Source organism: Robiginitalea aurantiaca (assembly GCF_030380815.1).
Classification (GTDB): domain Bacteria; phylum Bacteroidota; class Bacteroidia; order Flavobacteriales; family Flavobacteriaceae; genus Robiginitalea; species Robiginitalea aurantiaca.
Genome location: NZ_JAUDUY010000002.1, coordinates 100727 through 117863 on the forward strand (window position 1 = coordinate 100727; position 17137 = coordinate 117863).

Annotated in this window: 15 protein-coding genes; 6 read left to right on the forward strand and 9 right to left on the reverse strand. The window is 47.9% G+C overall.

Translation table 11 applies throughout. From position 1 onward, the window contains the following. Positions 1-5: 5 nt before the first annotated feature. The 5 genes from QU605_RS03970 to QU605_RS03990 all read right to left on the reverse strand — a co-directional run bounded on the left by QU605_RS03970 (position 6) and on the right by QU605_RS03990 (position 4082). Complete coding sequence (locus QU605_RS03970) at positions 6-1511, reverse strand: S10 family peptidase (protein ID WP_289723978.1); 1506 nt, start codon at positions 1509-1511, stop codon at positions 6-8. A gap of 301 nt (positions 1512-1812) precedes the next feature. After that, positions 1813-2061: a hypothetical protein gene (locus tag QU605_RS03975; protein ID WP_289723979.1), complete on the reverse strand. Its 249-nt coding sequence runs from the start codon at positions 2059-2061 to the stop codon at positions 1813-1815. A 182-nt stretch (positions 2062-2243) separates the two neighbouring features. Then, a complete protein-coding gene (locus QU605_RS03980; protein ID WP_289723980.1) occupies positions 2244-2510 on the reverse strand; it encodes a hypothetical protein in 267 nt (88 codons plus the stop codon). Positions 2511-2756: 246 nt separating this feature from the next. Continuing rightward, positions 2757-3311 carry a hypothetical protein gene (locus tag QU605_RS03985; RefSeq protein ID WP_289723981.1) on the reverse strand — a complete coding sequence of 185 codons (555 nt, stop codon included), beginning with the start codon at positions 3309-3311 and terminating at the stop codon, positions 2757-2759. 6 nt (positions 3312-3317) lie between these two features. After that, positions 3318-4082: a creatininase family protein gene (locus tag QU605_RS03990; RefSeq protein ID WP_289723982.1), complete on the reverse strand. Its 765-nt coding sequence runs from the start codon at positions 4080-4082 to the stop codon at positions 3318-3320. Positions 4083-4292: 210 nt separating this feature from the next. On the opposite strand from QU605_RS03990, the gene QU605_RS03995 reads away from it, so the two are divergent. After that, entirely contained in the window at positions 4293-5273 is a 981-nt protein-coding gene (locus tag QU605_RS03995) for a hypothetical protein (RefSeq protein ID WP_289723983.1), read from the forward strand. Positions 5274-5368: 95 nt separating this feature from the next. Here QU605_RS03995 and QU605_RS04000 read toward each other — a convergent pair whose 3' ends face one another. The 4 genes from QU605_RS04000 to QU605_RS04015 form a co-directional block, all read right to left on the reverse strand. After that, entirely contained in the window at positions 5369-6643 is a 1275-nt protein-coding gene (locus QU605_RS04000; RefSeq protein ID WP_289723984.1) for a DEAD/DEAH box helicase, read from the reverse strand. 217 nt (positions 6644-6860) lie between these two features. Beyond that, entirely contained in the window at positions 6861-7268 is a 408-nt protein-coding gene (locus QU605_RS04005; protein ID WP_289723985.1) for a septal ring lytic transglycosylase RlpA family protein, read from the reverse strand. An 84-nt stretch (positions 7269-7352) separates the two neighbouring features. Then, the gene (locus tag QU605_RS04010) at positions 7353-8081 is read right to left on the reverse strand and encodes a peptidylprolyl isomerase (protein ID WP_289723986.1); all 729 of its coding nucleotides are present in this window, start codon (positions 8079-8081) and stop codon (positions 7353-7355) included. A 202-nt stretch (positions 8082-8283) separates the two neighbouring features. Beyond that, on the reverse strand, positions 8284-8607 hold the full coding sequence (locus QU605_RS04015; protein ID WP_289723987.1) for a hypothetical protein: 324 nt from the start codon (positions 8605-8607) through the stop codon (positions 8284-8286). A 238-nt stretch (positions 8608-8845) separates the two neighbouring features. Here QU605_RS04015 and QU605_RS04020 point away from each other — a divergent pair, with 238 nt between their 5' ends. The 5 genes from QU605_RS04020 (at position 8846) to QU605_RS04040 (ending at position 16737) form a co-directional block, all read left to right on the forward strand. Further along, on the forward strand, positions 8846-12067 hold the full coding sequence (locus QU605_RS04020) for a VPS10 domain-containing protein (RefSeq protein WP_289723988.1): 3222 nt from the start codon (positions 8846-8848) through the stop codon (positions 12065-12067). 16 nt (positions 12068-12083) lie between these two features. Then, positions 12084-14030, forward strand: a complete 1947-nt coding sequence (locus QU605_RS04025; protein WP_289723989.1) for a S9 family peptidase — start codon at positions 12084-12086, stop codon at positions 14028-14030. A gap of 12 nt (positions 14031-14042) precedes the next feature. Further along, entirely contained in the window at positions 14043-14798 is a 756-nt protein-coding gene (locus tag QU605_RS04030; RefSeq protein ID WP_289723990.1) for a DUF2490 domain-containing protein, read from the forward strand. A gap of 60 nt (positions 14799-14858) precedes the next feature. Continuing rightward, positions 14859-16079 (forward strand): bifunctional alpha/beta hydrolase/OsmC family protein, encoded by a 1221-nt coding sequence (locus QU605_RS04035; RefSeq protein WP_289723991.1) that lies wholly within the window; start codon positions 14859-14861, stop codon positions 16077-16079. Positions 16080-16161: 82 nt separating this feature from the next. Further along, positions 16162-16737 (forward strand): superoxide dismutase family protein, encoded by a 576-nt coding sequence (locus tag QU605_RS04040; RefSeq protein ID WP_289723992.1) that lies wholly within the window; start codon positions 16162-16164, stop codon positions 16735-16737. Positions 16738-17137 lie beyond the last annotated feature (400 nt).

Here is a 17137-nt window from a genome sequence, read left to right on the forward strand (position 1 = left end):
GGTGATTAGTTCGATGTTTCATCGATAAAAGCATCCACGTCTGCTTTAAATTTTACCATGGAGGGCTCGTGGGTATACATCATATGCCCAGCCTCATAGTATTTCATGATGATGTTTTTCTTGAGCTCAGGCTTCAGACCCATATGATTGATCGAATGTTCCACCCCATAGAAGACGGTTGCAAGATCATAGTATCCGTTTAAGATAAGAATCTTGAGGTTGGGGTTCCGGTTCATAGCAGTAGTCATATCCGGCAGGGTACTTACCGCCACCTGGGCGTTCCACTGAATATTGCCCCGGTGCTTCCAATCCCACTTAAAGCCTTCACGGGATCCGGCAGTAGTTGTATAGGTCCAATCCTTGCGCACCCCCAGGTCATCGTACAGATACTTCTTAAAGGCCGCGATATAAGGTGGTGAAATGGCATCGCTCTGGGGGTCCGTTTGCGCATACTGCCCGAGCATATCTTCGTTGATCCCGGTAAATCGGGAATCCAGTCTGCCTACGGTTTCACCCTGATCCCTCAGTAATTCCTGAAAATACTCCTGATTGGTTACCCTTAAATCTGCCTTCATCCAGAAATCGGCAGTTAAGCCCGAATACATGGCGAGTTGCCCTGCAATCGCTTGTTTCTCAGCAGTAGTTAGCTGATCTCCCTTAAGGAGGGCTGGAGCGTACTGCTCCTCTGTAAATGTCCTGACTTCGGTCAGGAAGGCCTCGAGATTCGGGTTTTTAGATGGGATTTTATTGTGATACCAGGCCGTTGCTGCATAGGTAGGGAAATGGATGAGATAGGCCGTATCGTCCCCCGGGCCAAATAGAAGATGTTGCAGTTCGAAGACGGCGGATACCATGATCACACCATTCATGGCGATACCTTTATCCTGAAGGTACTTCACCAGGCCCGCATTCCTAAAGGTACCGTAACTCTCTCCAAGCAGGTATTTTGGAGCGTTCATCTTCTCGCTGCCAATCAGGAATTGTTCAATAAACAGGCCAATACTCCGGATATCCTGATCCACACCCCAAAAATCTTCCCATTTCGCTTTCCCTACAGGGCGGCTGAACCCCACTCCAACAGGGTCGATCATGACCAGGTCTGCTTTATCGAGTACGGAGTATTCATTTTTCACAACCTCATAGGGAGCCGGGCCGGTATATCCGGGATCATTAACCACAATCCGTTTAGGCCCCAGTATTCCAAAGTGGAGCCAAAAGGAAGCCGAAAGGGGACCGCCGTTGAAAGCAAATATTATAGGGCGTTTTTTTGCGCTCGGCAAAAAATAATGTGTAAATCCAAACTGGGCAATAGGCTCATCGTTTTCATCCCGAAGCAAATGTGTTCCCGTTACAGCTTTTATGCCATAGGTCTTCCCATTCATGGTGAGGGATTGACTGGATTCAAAGGTCTCCGCTTTGGGTGTTTCTCCATTTGACTCAGGTTCTTTTTCCTGGGCCGTGAGACATAGATTCACAAATAAAATGATTACTAAAATGGATAGTTTCTTCATGCAGCTTGATTTTAGAATTTCCTCTGAAAGATACACAATTCACAACTTGGAAGGGCTACTCAGGTTGGCTACAGGCACTTTGTATGCCCTGGGAACGCCCAATAGAAACCAGCGATCACAAAATTGATGTTTCCTGTCACATCGGTTGTTTTCCACTGCCTTTTAGGAAGGCGACGGACCGCACTTAAGGGTCGCAATTTTTGACAGAAGAGCCACAGACAGGAAGGCGTAAAGCTATGGCAGGATGGCAGCATGACCGAAATCCTAACGATGTTTAAAGGTATAAAAAGTGAGATGAGGCTTATCTGAGGTACAACTCCGTAAAATGCTTCATATGCATCCCCGGAAGCATCATTTTCCAGCGATCCTTTTTAGAAATAATTCCTTTGGAAGCCAGTCGCGAGCCATCTACCCAGGTGCGGTAAATCAGTAAATAGGCAATTATCAGGATCAGAAATACCGTAAATCCAATTTGGGCTTCAACATAAAGGTAAATCGTAATTCCCAGAGGTAAGAGGATGGCAATATAGTAGAGAAATAAATTGCGCATAAGACGCCGTTTAGATACATAAAAATACAAAATAAGGGCAGGATACCCTCTATTGACCGCAGTGTTTTTTACCGGGTAATCCTATTTTGATTAGCGGATGAGTGGGTGGAATCCAGCCTTTAAAACACATTTGTTAATTCGTATACTCAACCCATGTAGCATATCGCTATCATCAGGGCAGACTACTCGCAAACACATTCCGGATCTTCACAATCTGTCAGGCCGTCCCCATCATTGTCCAAACCATCATCGCAGATTTCAGCAATACACTCCGGGCTGGTTTCGCAATCCAAGTCCTCACAGTCAATAAGTCCGTCACCGTCATTGTCAATCCCATCTGCACATAGTTCTACCGGGACTTCCTTGTCGTCCTGGTCTGTACAGGCGTTAATTCCAAAGAAGCTCAAACTACTCAGCAGGAATATGTAAGCAACTACCCCTTTCTTCATTTCTTATGTTAGTCATTTGATTTATAGCTATCTGGAAAACGAAAAAATCAGATGGTTTCGTATAGGGTGCATTTGTTTTCTGATTATTACGGAATACTAAAATGGCTATATGATTCGAAATTGCAGTATCTGTAACTACCTTACAGACAGGGAGGGGTTGGGAGGCCCCAAAAGCAGTCTGTCCAAACGAATAACGGAAAGAACTGCTTCTCTTTATTGCCATAAGGGATTTGCGAAAGCCTCCTGTTATTTACCGATCAAACGGATCAAAGCGCGTATCCCACCCCGAATTCCTTTAAAAACTATAAAACTGAGCAGGAGAAGTACCAGCCCGATCATTATCGGCAGTACCCCCCCGAAAGTATAGGCCATACCCAATACAAACCCCAACAAGCCCTCAAGCCTGTATGTCGGTATCCACAGTGCCAAAACCAGTGGCAATAGCAGCAAATAAGGCATAAATTCTTCCATGTTATACTCCCATAAGGCTGCCATGGTTAATCCGAATATAAGACCCCCGATAAAAAAACCTCGTGCAGATTTAAAAACAGGCGTGGAGGCACTATTAGCCTTCTTTGCGCGAACTTCTATAGCGTTAAGCGTAATCCAGGTAAGAATCGGGAGGCTTACGACCCCCCACCAGTTAGAAATCGCAGGCAGATCTTCTCTTGCAAGGAGGTTATGGCTGGTCACCCCTCCGTGGTAAGATTCCCAGAGGACATGCAATAGTATGAGAGCCCCGGATAAGAGAGATATCAGGAATTTATTGTTTAGCATCTTCCCGGTCATACCCGTGCGCATCTTTGGCTATTTATAGAGTTCATCTGTATTCGCGGTTGCGATTTCAAGGAATAGATTTCCAATTTTTTCACAAATAGCATGGAAAAATACCTCTCCTTTTTCCCGGCCAGCTTCAGAGGGGTTTCCCACTCCTGTATCTTCACTAATTTTGGACCAGGGTCTTTCGGACCACGCCCAGCCTTCGCGAAAAGCCTTTATTTGGATCTTTTTCTCACTACCCTTCCCCCACTCCGACTTCGGGAGTACCAGATGGGGCGCCAGATAAAGAATGAGGCTTGTTTCCATTTCTCCCGCGTGGTCTCCAGGGTGCTCGAAAAAATCCTCCGCAGCCACAGCAGTCCACCACTCGCAAACACCTAAAAACATGTCGGGAAAAAGAAGACCCAATTCCCGAAGTATCGACTTCCAATTGTTCCCCCCATGACTGTTAAGGATCATAAACTTACGGATTCCCTGCCGCTGCAGGACGGTCAACAGATCCTTAAGAATGGCGAACTGGGTACTGGGATTCAGGTTCATATCCAATAAGATATCGGCTTGCCCGGAATTGACGCCAAACGGGATGGTTGGCAGTACGATAATTTGTCCCCCTCCCTCCCAGGCGATCCGGCCTGCTTCTTCAGCAATTGCGGTTCCCTCGATCACATCGGTTGCATACGGCAAATGGTAATTGTGGGCTTCGGTAGCTCCCCAGGGCAAAATGGCCAGGTCAATTGTAGCTTCTTTGAGGTGCTTCCAGTTTGTCTCGGCTAGAACATATGGCCTTATCATGTCGGATTGTATTGGTGTTTTTATGGTCTGTCGACCTTGAAGTTAGGTAATTATCCTTGTTTCTGCTATATTTAAATGCCAACTACCACTGCAAGTCATATGTTCCCTTTTCTGATTGGATTTTTCCGAAGGTTGTATTCCCGGAGTTTTAGGATAAGATTTTGCCTGCTTGCCGCGCTAGGTGTATTACTGATCGCCTCCTGTAAGTCTATGGGACCGAAGACGATCCCTCCGGATGGCTTTAACTACAATCAGCGAATTGCAGATCAGGAAAATGAACAGATGCTTCTCAACCTGGTCAGGTTAAGATACCTGGAAATGCCGCGTTTTCTCAACGTGGCTTCTGTAATCAATACGTATAGCAGGGGCGGGGGAGCTGGAGTCAATGGAAATTTGAATCCGGTAAACAGCCCAATAGGTGCAAATATTAATGGGAACTGGTCAGACCGCCCGACCATTACCTATACCCCCATGAGCGGACAGGCTTTTGCCCAAAGCCTGCTTACCCCTCTACCTCCTTCTGTAATCTTTTTTCTGATTCAGTCGGGTTGGTCGTCACATCGCCTGATGCGGCTTTCCAACTCCATGATAAATGGGCTTCATAACGAAATTGGAACTCCAGGCGAACGCAGACAGGGAGACGCGGAATTTCATGAATTACTGGACATTTTACATCAGTTACAGCTGGATGGAGCTTTGGGCATGCACTTCAAAGGGGATTGGCCTAAGGTAGATGTGGAGCTTGTTTTACCGAAACAAGGAAGAACTGATTCTATTGAGAAGTCCATAAGGAGGTTCAAAGAAATTCTGAAACTCGATCAGGATGCCCATATTTTCGAAATTGAATATGGCGTAATTCTTGAAAAGGAAAATCAAATCCTGGTTCAGACGCATTCCATTATGGAAATGCTCGCCAATCTCTCATGGTATATCGATGTGCCTGAGGCCCATGTCATTGAGGGCCGCACAGAATCGAGTTTTAAGCCAGATGATGCGGATCTGATACACGTCAGGGTATCCAAAGAGAAGCCAAAAGACGCTTTCAAGTCCATACAGTTCAGAGACCATTGGTTTTACATAGACGACAGGGACGTCGCCTCCAAAAATACCTTCACTGTGATTCAAATACTCTTTAGTATGGCCAATAACGGGAGTGGATCCGTGGGGCCACTGATATCCATAGGGAATTAAGTCACACCCCTCCCGCTGATGCATTTCAAGGGGAAAGGACCCTTTTTAATCTGCATGTATTCGGGTGGTAAAACGAAGGATTAAAAGGAATAGCCTTAGCGCCTGTTTCGCCTGTTTGGCCGGTTCGAATCCCGGTTTCCTTTATTTTTCCTTCTCGCATCAAAGAACTCCTGCCGCTTGCGGGCCTTCTCCTTGTCAAAAGCTTTTTTCTCATTTGCGGTCATCGGGCGATCCGTTTGAGGAAACGGGTGATCCTCAACGCGCTGAATTTTCTGGTCGATCAGTTTCTCAATCGATTTGATATACGCATTCTCTTCTGGCTCGCAAAGGGAAATGGAAACGCCTTCTTCCCCTGCTCTTCCCGATCGTCCAATCCGATGCACATAGGTCTCGGGTTCATTGGGGATATCGAAGTTGACTACATAGCGCAACTGATCGATATCAATACCCCGGGAAGCAATGTCGGTAGCCACCAAAACCCGAATTTTGCCCTGCTTAAAGTCTTTTAACGCCTTCTGCCTTTGGTTTTGGGATTTGTTCCCATGTATGGCAGCCGCTCCAATATGTTTTTTGTTCAGATTCTTACAAATGCGATCCGCCCCGTGTTTGGTCCTGGAAAAAAGAAGCACCTGATCCATTTCTGGATCCCTGAGGATGTGTAAAAGTAATTCCGGCTTACTCGACTTGTTGGTTAAATAGAGATACTGCTGAATGGTTTCAGCCGTCGAAGAGACTGGGCTAACGGCAACCTTTATGGGGTTGGTTAGGATATTCCGGGACAAGGATACAATGGTGTCGGGCATGGTGGCCGAGAAAAACAGGGACTGCCTTTTTTCAGGGAGTTTGGCCAGTACTTTTCGAATGTCGTGAATAAAGCCCATATCCAACATCCTGTCCGCTTCGTCAAGTACGAAATAATCGATACTGCTCAGTCGAATAAACCCCTGATTCATCAGGTCCAGAAGCCGTCCCGGGGTCGCTACAAGTATGTCTACCCCACGGCGCAGGGCGTCAGTCTGCTTATTTTGGTTGACCCCGCCAAAGATGACCGTATTCCTTATTCTGGTGTGCCGGCCGTACGCATCCAGGCTTTCACCAATCTGTATGGCAAGCTCACGTGTGGGGGTCAGTATTAAGGCCCGAATCTGTCGGGCCCCTTGTTTTGATTCGTATTCCTCAACCAGTTGTTGCAAAATTGGGATGGCAAAAGCTGCGGTTTTCCCGGTACCCGTCTGGGCACTCGCCAAAATATCCCTTCCTTTAAGTAGTTCTGGTATCGCCTGTACCTGTATGGGTGTTGGCGATACGTAATTTTCTTCTTTAAGCGCCCGCTGTATCGGGGCTATCAATTCCAAATCTTCAAATGTCATCAAGTTCTTGTTGTGATTCCAAATGAATTCAATCCTGGAACCTTATTAATTAAAATCAAGCGGCAAAAGTAGTTGATTCCCCGGCAGTAACGGGCATAAAGGTGATTTATCTTCCTGAAGGGGGCAATTATGCTACCGAATCGGAATGTATGCAGGGGTCATTCAGGAGTTCGGCAATCCCTGTCGCATAAAACGGTTCGCGGTAAAACACCCGGGGCTACTCTTTCGAAACGACTTCCAGACGTACCTCTACAATACCGCTATCCATAAAATCCAGGGTTGTAGCGGCAGCCTGAGACAGGTCGATTATGCGGCCTGCTATAAACGGACCGCGATCCGTGATCGTTACCATAACGGATTTTCCGTTCTCGAGGTTGGTCACCTTTACCTGAGTACCAAAGGGCAGGGTACGATGGGCCGCAGTGAATTTTGAATTGCTGAATTTTGTGCCGCTGGATGTAATCCGGCCTTCAAAGGAGGTGCTGTAGAAGGAGGCAAGCCCTGTTTCAGCAGGCCTTTGGGCCTTTTGCTGGCATGCTGAGACTGTACTTAGCAGTAAGGCCAATGCCAAAACCACCGGGGGCCTGAACACAAATCTCTTAATTACCTTACCAAATATGTTCATTGTGTGAGACATTGGTTTGATCACTTATACTTATTGGAACCGGCCCAAAGACTGCTGCCGGAATCCAATTATCCAAATTACTGCCTACTCCAGAACCTCAGCCTTTAGGATCCTGACATCCCGTAATGGCCTGTCCCTGGAGTCTGTATCCACTCCGGCGATAGCATCAACAACAGAAAGCCCTGAAATGACTTCTCCGAAAACCGTATAATTCTGATCCAGGTGCGGTGTCCCTCCCAGGGTCCTGTAGACCTCCCGATGCGCTTCCGGTATCCTGTAGATTTCAAAGCCCTCATAGTCCTTTGCCAGGGCCTCGAATTCCGCATTAAGTTTGGCAAACGTATCCATATCCTCCTCGTCTATGGCTGTCTTCAGGGAGTCCAGCTTCGCCTGATGTTCCGGCTCACGCTTGACGTAATACTCGGCGAGCCAACCATTAATTCGCGTTTCGGCCCGGTCTAATAAACTGTCGTTTAGAATTTTCCCCTGAACAATATAAAACTGGGTGCTACTCGACACCCGGTCAGGCGTATTTCCCCTGGCGGCGGCAAGAACCCCTTTCTTGTGAAAGAGATCAGGTCGGATCTCGGCAGCCACAGTGTAGGGCAGGTCTGCATTTCCCAGAGTATCCCCGGGTTGTGCATTTTTACTATCCGTATCGCCACCCTGAATCATAAATTCTTCAATTACCCGGTGAAACAAGACCCCATCAAGTACGCTATCGCGGACAATCCTGACAAAATTATCCCGATGCAACGGGGTTTCGTCGTAGAGTTTTAGGATTATTTCCCCATGAGTAGTTACAAATTTCACCTTCGTCGGGGCTTCCTGGCCTAAAGGGTCCGTGAATGATTTAAAGCCCAAAATGCATATAAAACAAAGGAGCACCCCAGAATAGGCTAAGCCTTTTACCAAATTAAATCTTTGTCGCATGTAAACTATTGTTTCCTAGGTGGTTATTTAGTGTTATTGAAATTAAGGGACTTGGTTTTCCGGGCCATCGATACGGTTACATTTAATTTTCATGGTGCAAGTCGATGTCACTGTTCCAGAACCATCTCCCGAAAAGGTTAAAACACAGCGCTTCCAGGATACCGGTCAAAAAACCAAAAACAGCGAAAATAACCGGCATTCCAATTAATGCCCCAAATGCCAGTACGGTGCCGTAACTCAGGCCCGGGGTTTCATCAGAATTCATCCAGCCTAAACTAACCAAGGCATCCAGGATCAAACCGCCAAAAGCGTATACGATCCCGGCCACCAAACCCAATGGGATGAGCAACAAAGCCTGGTACCTGGCAAAGGGAAGCACCTTCATTTTACGCCGTCTTTCAGCCATTCGCCCACTTTTCTTTATAGTTGAACCCACAGGACGGATCATCCTATTTAAAGATACCATAAATCCGCTTACCAGACGCCTCCCTGGTCTTTCGCGCTATAAATTTCTGCCCGTAACATTTGATCAAATAACTTAATTCGATAAAATACACTCGATTACACAACTCCCTTAACATCCTTTTAAGAATGTCAATATTCGATTTTGCTACCTTTAGGCACTAACTAATTCAAACGATTTTATGAAGCATTTTTTCCTCCTTTTGATGGTTGCCGTTTCCTTTTCGATTACCGGACAGGAATTTTCAATGAAACTGGCGGGTGATCTTAAACCCCGCAATATCGGACCTGGCGGAATGAGCGGTCGTGTTACAGCCATTGACGTGGTTTCCAGCGAGCCTGATATCATGTATGCGGGAACCGCTTCCGGAGGCCTTTGGAAATCGACTTCCGGGGGAATAAAATGGGAGCCCATATTCGACGATCAGGCTACGGCCTCCATCGGGGCCATTGCCATCCATCAATCGAATCCCTCTGTTGTATGGGTTGGAACCGGAGAGGGAAATCCACGAAACTCCTTAAATGGGGGTTACGGGGTGTATCGCTCTCTGGATGCAGGGCGCAGCTGGCAACTCATGGGCCTGGAAGAGACCCGGCATATTCATAGAATCATCATCGATCCTACCGACCCGAATACGGTATATGTGGGAGCCATAGGTTCTCCCTGGGGCGAACACCCGCAGCGCGGCGTTTTTAAAACAACGGATGGAGGAGAATCCTGGGAAAAGATCCTATTTGCCAACAATAAAACCGGGGTTGCGGATATGGTAATGGACCCTACAAATCCCAATAAACTCCTGGTAGCTATGTGGGAGCACAAGCGCGATCCTTGGTTCTTCAATTCCGGGGGTCCGGGATCGGGACTTCATATGACCCATGATGGCGGTAAAACATGGAAAGCGCTCAGTGAAAAAGACGGGCTGCCCAAAGGAGATCTCGGGCGGATTGGCCTGGCCATTGCCCCGGGGAACCCTGACATTGTCTATGCGCTCATTGAAGCCAAGAAGAATGCCCTCTACAAATCTGAAGATGGTGGATTCACCTGGAAAAAAATTAACGATAAAAGTGATATCGGAGATCGTCCCTTTTACTATTCGGACATCTTTGTAGATCCGCAGAATGAGAATCGGGTGTATTCCGTTTTTACCTACGTCAATGTCTCGGAAGATGGCGGAAAGAATTTTAAGCAACTTATGCCGGCATACGGCACCGACAATGGGGTCCACCCGGATCACCATGCCTGGTGGATTCACCCGCAGGACGGAAAATTCATGATCGACGGAAACGATGGTGGGCTTAACATTACCCGTGATGGCGGGCGCTCCTGGCGCTTTATCGGCAACCTTCCTGTGGGGCAGTTTTACCATATAAGTGTGGATCAAGAATATCCCTACAACGTCTATGGCGGGATGCAGGATAATGGATCCTGGCGCGGGCCGGCATATGTTTGGAGGTCCCAGGGCATCCGAAATTCCTACTGGCAGGAAATAGCCTTTGGCGATGGTTTCGACGTCGTTCCCGATGTTGAGGATTCGCGCTACGGTTATGCCATGAGTCAGCAGGGGTTTGTGCGCAGATACGACTGGATGACCGGAAACGCCTACAGCGTTCGTCCCACCCCACCTGATGCCACCACCAAGATCCGGTTTAATTGGAACGCCGGGATCGGACAGGACCCGTTTGATCCTCAGACGGTCTATTTTGGAAGCCAGTTTGTTCATAAGAGCACGGATAAGGGACTTACCTGGAAGGTAATCTCCCCCGACCTGACCACGAATGACCCCGAAAAACAAAAGCAAAGCGACAGCGGTGGCCTTACCATGGATGCCACCGGAGCCGAAAATCATTGTACCATACTGGTTATCGAGCCATCACCCGTGGAAAGAGACATGTTGTGGGTTGGGTCGGATGATGGCCGGGTACACTACACTCAAAACGGAGGAGATTCCTGGACGGAAGTGACCGCAAATATCAAGGGGCTTCCCAGGGGCAGCTGGATTCCACAAATCCGCGCCTCAAAAACAAACAAAGGAGAGGCGCTACTTGTGGCAAATGATTATCGCCGTTACAATTACACCCCTTATGCTTATAGAACCCGCAACTACGGAAAAACTTGGGAACGGATTGTGGACGAAGGAGACGTAAAGAGCTTTGTACTCTCGATCCTCGAAGATCCTGAAAACCCGAATCTGATGTTTATGGGTACAGATGACGGCCTGTATATCTCTATGGATGCCGGGGCTAAGTGGCAGAAATGGACGCATGGGTTCCCCACGGTTTCCACAAAAGATCTGGTTATCCACCCCAGGGAGCAGGATTTAGTCATTGGTACTTTTGGACGGGCTGCATGGGTGCTTGACGACATTCGTCCCTTGCGCGAAATAGCTGCGGATGGGGATATCCTATCCAGAGAAATAAGTGTCTTCAACCCGCCTACGGCATATCTGGCGGCGAACCAGCAGCCGAGTGGCACCCGTTTTGGTGCCGATGCCATCTTTAATGGGGCAAATCGGCAAAGGGGTGGGATGATCACCTATTACCTCAAAGAAGGAGCGGCCGCAAAATCAAAGAAGGAGGAAAGCGATGAAAATAAAGAAGAAACACCTGAGAAATCCACAGAGACTGAGGCCGATTCAAAAAAGAAAACGGATAGTGTTTTTGTCAGGATTTACAGCCAGGACAGGCTCATCCGCACGCTGAAGTATAAAACCCCGGATTCGGCAGGTCTTCACAGGGTGTACTGGCGACTGGATGAAGCCGGGCCGGACCGCCCTTCGCGCAAACTCGAGGAACGCAAACGCGAACCGGGAGGCGCTACGGTAAAACCCGGGACCTATCGGGTCGTTGTGGCACTTGGAGATGCCCGGGATGAGACTCAGATCCGGGTAGAATCGGATCCCCGTCTGGAAGTATCCACCTCTGGGATTGAGGCCCGCTACACAAGTACTAAAAAACTCGACGGCTACCTGCAGACAACGGCAGATGCGGTAAAACAACTCGCTCAAAGCAAGAAAGTGGCTGATTCTTATGCCGCTGATTTAAAGAAGCTTGATAAAGAAAAATACAAGTCTCAAATCGAAGCTTCCAAAGAAATCAGTAAGAAAGTGGACACGCTTCTGGCCACCTATGTTGGAAAAGTAGACAAACGGCAGGGCATCACCCGGAACCCCGAAATGACCGTAACACGAAGGATCTACAATGCCTATGGTTATGTGCAAAGCCGACCGGATGGCATGACGGCAACCGAACAGAATTTGATTGCGTTTGCTGAGGCGGATTTGAAGAAAGCCCTTTCTGAAACCAATGCCTTCTTCTCAAACGACTGGAAGGCATACAAGGAGGAGATGGAAGGACTGGATCTCTCCCCGTTCAAGGAAACCAAAACATTTACCTTAACGAATTAGTACTCATTTAAAAATTATGAAAAATCTACTTTGGTCACTTAGCGCCGCCCTGCTGATTATGGGTTGTAAGCAGGAAACGGATAAATCCCAGGTCGCTATACCCCTGCCGACATATACCATCGAACAAATGATGGATAATGAAAACGTTGGGGGCGGGAGTTTTTCCCCGGATAAATCAGAGATTCTGGTTTCCAGCAATCGGTCCGGAATCTATAATATGTATACGATTCCCACCGGGGGTGGAGACTTCAGGCCCGTAACGCAATCAGATAGCTCCTCGGTTTTTGCCATTTCGTTTTTCCCCGAAGATAGCAGGAAGCTCTTCAGGATGGATGACAATGGAAATGAGGTCTATCATATTTATTTGATGGGAGAAGACGGCAGCATAAGGGATTTAACCCCCTGGGATGGGGCGCGCTCTCTGTTTTATGGTTGGTCAGACGATAAGAAGTCCTTCTTTTTTGCATCCAATCGCCGGGACAAAAAGTACAACGACCTTTATGAAATGGATTTAGAGTCCCTCACTCCCGAAATGGTCTTTAAAAATGAAGAAGGATATACGCTTCAGGCCATTTCCAGAGATAAAAAGCACATTGCTATGGGCAAATCCATAAACACCAATGACAGCGATCTGTATCTCTATGAACGCTCCTCAGGGACACTGACGAAAATAAATGAGAACCAGTCCGCAAATTCAGCGGAGGACTTCACCCCTGATGACAGTGCCTTGCTCTACACGACAGATTATGGCGCGGAATTCGCCTATCTCATGAAGTACGATATCGCTACTGGTAGCAGGGAGAAAGTAGCGGAAAAACAATGGGACATTACCGGAAGCTATTTCACCGACAAGGGAACCTATCAGGTGACCTATACCAATGAGGATGCTAAGAATGCCATAGAGATTACGGAAGTGGCCACAGGATACCCGCTTGAAATGCCGATTATGGAAGGCATGGATATCAACAATGTGGGATTTTCCTCAGATGAATCGGTACTCCGTTTTTATGCAGGGGGTTCAAACACGCCCTCCAACCTCTTCGTGTACGACCTGGAAACAAAGCGAATAACACAGCTTACAAACGTCCTGAACCCGGAAATTGACCCAGGGCATTTGGTAAAGGCAGAAGTAATCCGGTATGCCTCCTTTGACGGCCTTGAAATTCCAGCGATATACTACCGTCCCCAGCAGGCTACCGATACCCAGCCCGTACCCGCCTTGGTTTGGGTACACGGCGGACCCGGAGGACAATCCCGACAGGGATTCAGCCCGCTGATTCAGTACCTGGTGAATCACGGATATGCCGTGCTGGCCGTAAACAACCGGGGAAGTTCGGGATATGGGAAATCGTTTTACCAGATGGATGATTTGAATCACGGCGACAAAGACCTCAAAGACTGTATTGCCGGAAAGGACTGGTTGGCTGAACAACCTGGAATAGACGGAGAAAAGATCGGGATCATCGGCGGATCGTACGGCGGTTATATGACCATGGCAGCCCTTACTTTTGCGCCTGAGGAATTCGATGTAGGCGTAAATATTTTCGGGGTTACAAACTGGATTCGCACCTTGCGGTCCATTCCGGCGTGGTGGGAAGCCTCCAGAATTGCACTTTACAAAGAATTGGGAGACCCTTACAGCGCTGATTCGGTAAGACTAAGGGAAATTTCCCCCCTCTTCCACACCGAACAGGTCACCAAACCGCTTATGGTGCTTCAGGGAGCCAAGGACCCCAGGGTCCTGCAGGTGGAATCTGATGAAATTGTAGCCGGAGTACGGAAAAATGGCGTACCTGTAGAATATGTACTGTTTGAAGATGAGGGCCACGGCTTTTTGAAAAAAGAGAATCAAATAGAGGGGTATAGTCAAATTCTCGAATTCCTCAACGTCCATTTAAAGAAGGACCCGGGTGTTCCAATAAAGGACGATGCCCTGGAAGGGACTGAAATTCAATCGGAATAATCTCCAATAGGTATGGGAAGATATCCCTTTAAGAAAAACCTAGCGAATTCCGCAGGCCTGGTTTTAACCCTTCTGACCCTTGTCTTAAGTGGGCCGGACAGTCTCAATGCTCAGGAAACTGGCGAAGAAGAGCTCGGTGCATGGTATATGTATTTTGGAATGAACCGGTTTGCGGAACGCTGGAGCCTTCATACGGAAGCTCAGTGGCGATATTATCAGTGGAACAGGAATTTTAATCAGCTACTGCTTCGTACGGGTATCAACTACCACATTAGCGAGAAGGCAATAGCTACCCTTGGATATGCCTATATCGATACGGATCCGACCTTTGAGGATGCTCCATCACCGGATACCCCTTTTGCAGGCAACCTGATTTCCGAAAACAGGATATTTGAACAGTTCATCCTGATGAATCGGGTATCGGAACTGCGATTCGAACACCGATACCGTTTGGAACAACGCTTTATAAATTATCAGGGCGAAAATCAAACACGCCACAGGGCGCGATATCGCCTGCAGTTGACCTTACCCCTTACGGATACCTTTTTTATCAATGTGTACGATGAGGTATTTTTAAACCTTCAGGGGGAGGTTTTTGACCAAAACCGCCTGTATGCAGCCTTTGGTGTTCGGATTACTGAAAATAGCAGTATTCAGATCGGCTATCTGAAGAACCATTTTAGGAATACCAATTTTGATCGGCTGCAATTCGCGCTCTTTTTCAATCCTGACCTTCGCAATATTTTCGGGAAGCAACCCTTAAACTAGCAGGGGTTCAGGCAGGTTTTCGCGTGCTTTTGACGATATTAGTGGGAAACCCACCGACTCATGAGCACGCAGAAAGTATATTTCGAAAATGAAAACGGGGATCAGTTAACGGGTCGCTTGTCCTTTCCACCCGACAGACACCCGCACAACTTTGCACTATTTGCCCATTGTTTTACCTGTACCAAAAACCTCGTTGCGGTCCGCAACATTAGTAAGGCCCTTGCAAAGGAAGGTTTTGGCGTATTGCAATTTGACTTTACGGGCCTGGGTGAAAGTGATGGGGATTTTGAGGAAACCAACTTTTCCGCGAATATTTCAGACCTCAAAGCTGCATCAGATTTTCTGGCGCACACCTATAAGGCACCTACCCTGATCATCGGGCATTCCCTGGGGGGGGCTGCGGTGATCTTTGCTGCAGCACAGATCCCGGCCATACGCGCTGTGGCTACATTGGGAGCCCCCTCAGATCCGGAGCACGTAACCAAACTGCTGCGCAACAGCCTGGAAGAAATCCGTCTTCAGGGAAAGGCAGAGGTACAGATTGGCGGTCGGGGATTCACCATTCAGGAACAGTTTCTCAAGGACCTTCAGTCCCATAGGCTTCCTGATGTGGCCCGAAAACTCGACCGTGCCCTGCTCATCCTTCATTCTCCCCAGGACAAGATTGTCGGGATAAAAAATGCCGAGGAAATCTACCAAGCTGCCAGGCACCCAAAAAGCTTTATCAGCCTGGATGGAGCGGACCACTTGCTGAGTTCAGGAGAAGATTCAAGATACGTGGGAAATGTCATTGGCGCATGGGCCAAACGCTATGTTCACCGGCCGGAAGCTACCCCCCTGATGACGGATCACCAGGTGGTTGCCAGCCTCGATATCGATGATGGGTTTACCACAGAAATGAAGGTTGGGAATCACTATCTGACCGCCGATGAGCCCGAAGATTTCGGAGGGAAGGACTTCGGACCTTCTCCATATGAATTGCTCTCAGCGAGTCTCTCAGCCTGTACTTCCATGACGTTACAGATGTATGCGCGTCGCAAAGGTTGGGCCCTTGAGTCCGTAGAGACCCATACTTCGTACAGCAAACAGCACGCTCTGGACTGTGAAGCATGTGAAGACAGTCCGGGCGCCAAAATAGACACCTTCCACCGGGAGGTAGCCCTGTCCGGGCCCCTGGAAGAGAATCAGAGGAAGCGTTTACTCGAAATAGCAGACCGGTGTCCGGTACACCGTACGCTACATTCAACCACCCAGATCAAGACACAACTCAGGCAACAATGAGCTGTCCCCGCTACCAGGAAGCGCTCCTAATTGACAACCATCGGTTTATTGCGTATCTTTTGAGCTCATTAAACTAAAATCAATGAAAAAATCGAGTATAATTTTTATGGCACTGGCGTTAAGCCTGGGGCTCAGTTGTAAAGAGGACAAAAAAGAAACCAAAGAAGTAGAGGAGACCGTGGAGGAGATTACGGAAACGGTGGAGGAAACGATCATAAGTTTCCGGATGGAACCCAAGAGCGATAGCAACGTACAGGGAATGGTTAATTTTGTGGAAAAAGATGGCATGGTTGCCATGAGCGCCACATTTTCTGGCCTTAGCCCGGGAGAACACGCAATCCACATTCACGAGAAAGCAGATTGCTCTGCCGCCGATGGCACATCCACCGGTGGACATTGGAACCCCACTGCACAGCCTCACGGTAAATGGGGTGATGCCGCCGGATTCCACAAAGGAGATATCGGGAATTTTCTGGCCAACGAAGACGGCAGCGCTGAAGTTAGTTTTGAAACGGACGCCTGGTGTATAGGTTGTGGAGATCCCAACAAAGATATTCTCGGAAAGGCAGTAATCGTCCACCAGGGATCAGATGATTTCACTTCTCAGCCCAGTGGGGCTGCAGGACCCAGGATTAGTTGTACGGGAATTATAGAATAAACAGCCGGCACCTAGCATAACCGACTCTTTAAGGAGTCGGTTTTTTTTTGGCCCGTTTGAGCGATTGATGCGCGAGGTACAACTTTACGCCCAGGAAACCCATAAATGCAATCCAGAGAAAAAATAAAAATAGTTCCATACCACAGTATTTAGTGTTCTTAATCCAGATGCCTGTCCTTGCCTGAAGAAATGCATACATCCAACCCTCCAGGTAATCCATGCGCCTGATGGGGTAAAAATAAGTTATCGCGCTCCCCTATCAACTGATAAAAAATACTAGAAAACCGATTAAAGGGTCATTTTTTGCCATGAAAAGTGCATTTTTGACAGAAATATCCCACCTCCGGGATGGATTCGCCCCCCTTGCCTTTATCGAAAAAGGAGAATCCGTATACTTTTT

Bases quoted from the DNA above. Each gene is read 5' to 3' on its own strand.
- QU605_RS03970 (WP_289723978.1), bottom strand. From the start codon at position 1,511: ATGAAGAAACTATCCATTTTAGTAATCATTTTATTTGTGAATCTATGT.
- QU605_RS03975 (WP_289723979.1), bottom strand. From the start codon at position 2,061: ATGCGCAATTTATTTCTCTACTATATTGCCATCCTCTTACCTCTGGGA.
- QU605_RS03980 (WP_289723980.1), bottom strand. From the start codon at position 2,510: ATGAAGAAAGGGGTAGTTGCTTACATATTCCTGCTGAGTAGTTTGAGC.
- QU605_RS03985 (WP_289723981.1), bottom strand. From the start codon at position 3,311: ATGCGCACGGGTATGACCGGGAAGATGCTAAACAATAAATTCCTGATA.
- QU605_RS03990 (WP_289723982.1), bottom strand. From the start codon at position 4,082: ATGATAAGGCCATATGTTCTAGCCGAGACAAACTGGAAGCACCTCAAA.
- QU605_RS03995 (WP_289723983.1), top strand. From the start codon at position 4,293: ATGGGACCGAAGACGATCCCTCCGGATGGCTTTAACTACAATCAGCGA.
- QU605_RS04000 (WP_289723984.1), bottom strand. From the start codon at position 6,643: ATGACATTTGAAGATTTGGAATTGATAGCCCCGATACAGCGGGCGCTT.
- QU605_RS04005 (WP_289723985.1), bottom strand. From the start codon at position 7,268: ATGAACATATTTGGTAAGGTAATTAAGAGATTTGTGTTCAGGCCCCCG.
- QU605_RS04015 (WP_289723987.1), bottom strand. From the start codon at position 8,607: ATGGCTGAAAGACGGCGTAAAATGAAGGTGCTTCCCTTTGCCAGGTAC.
- QU605_RS04020 (WP_289723988.1), top strand. From the start codon at position 8,846: ATGAAGCATTTTTTCCTCCTTTTGATGGTTGCCGTTTCCTTTTCGATT.
- QU605_RS04025 (WP_289723989.1), top strand. From the start codon at position 12,084: ATGAAAAATCTACTTTGGTCACTTAGCGCCGCCCTGCTGATTATGGGT.
- QU605_RS04030 (WP_289723990.1), top strand. From the start codon at position 14,043: ATGGGAAGATATCCCTTTAAGAAAAACCTAGCGAATTCCGCAGGCCTG.
- QU605_RS04035 (WP_289723991.1), top strand. From the start codon at position 14,859: ATGAGCACGCAGAAAGTATATTTCGAAAATGAAAACGGGGATCAGTTA.
- QU605_RS04040 (WP_289723992.1), top strand. From the start codon at position 16,162: ATGAAAAAATCGAGTATAATTTTTATGGCACTGGCGTTAAGCCTGGGG.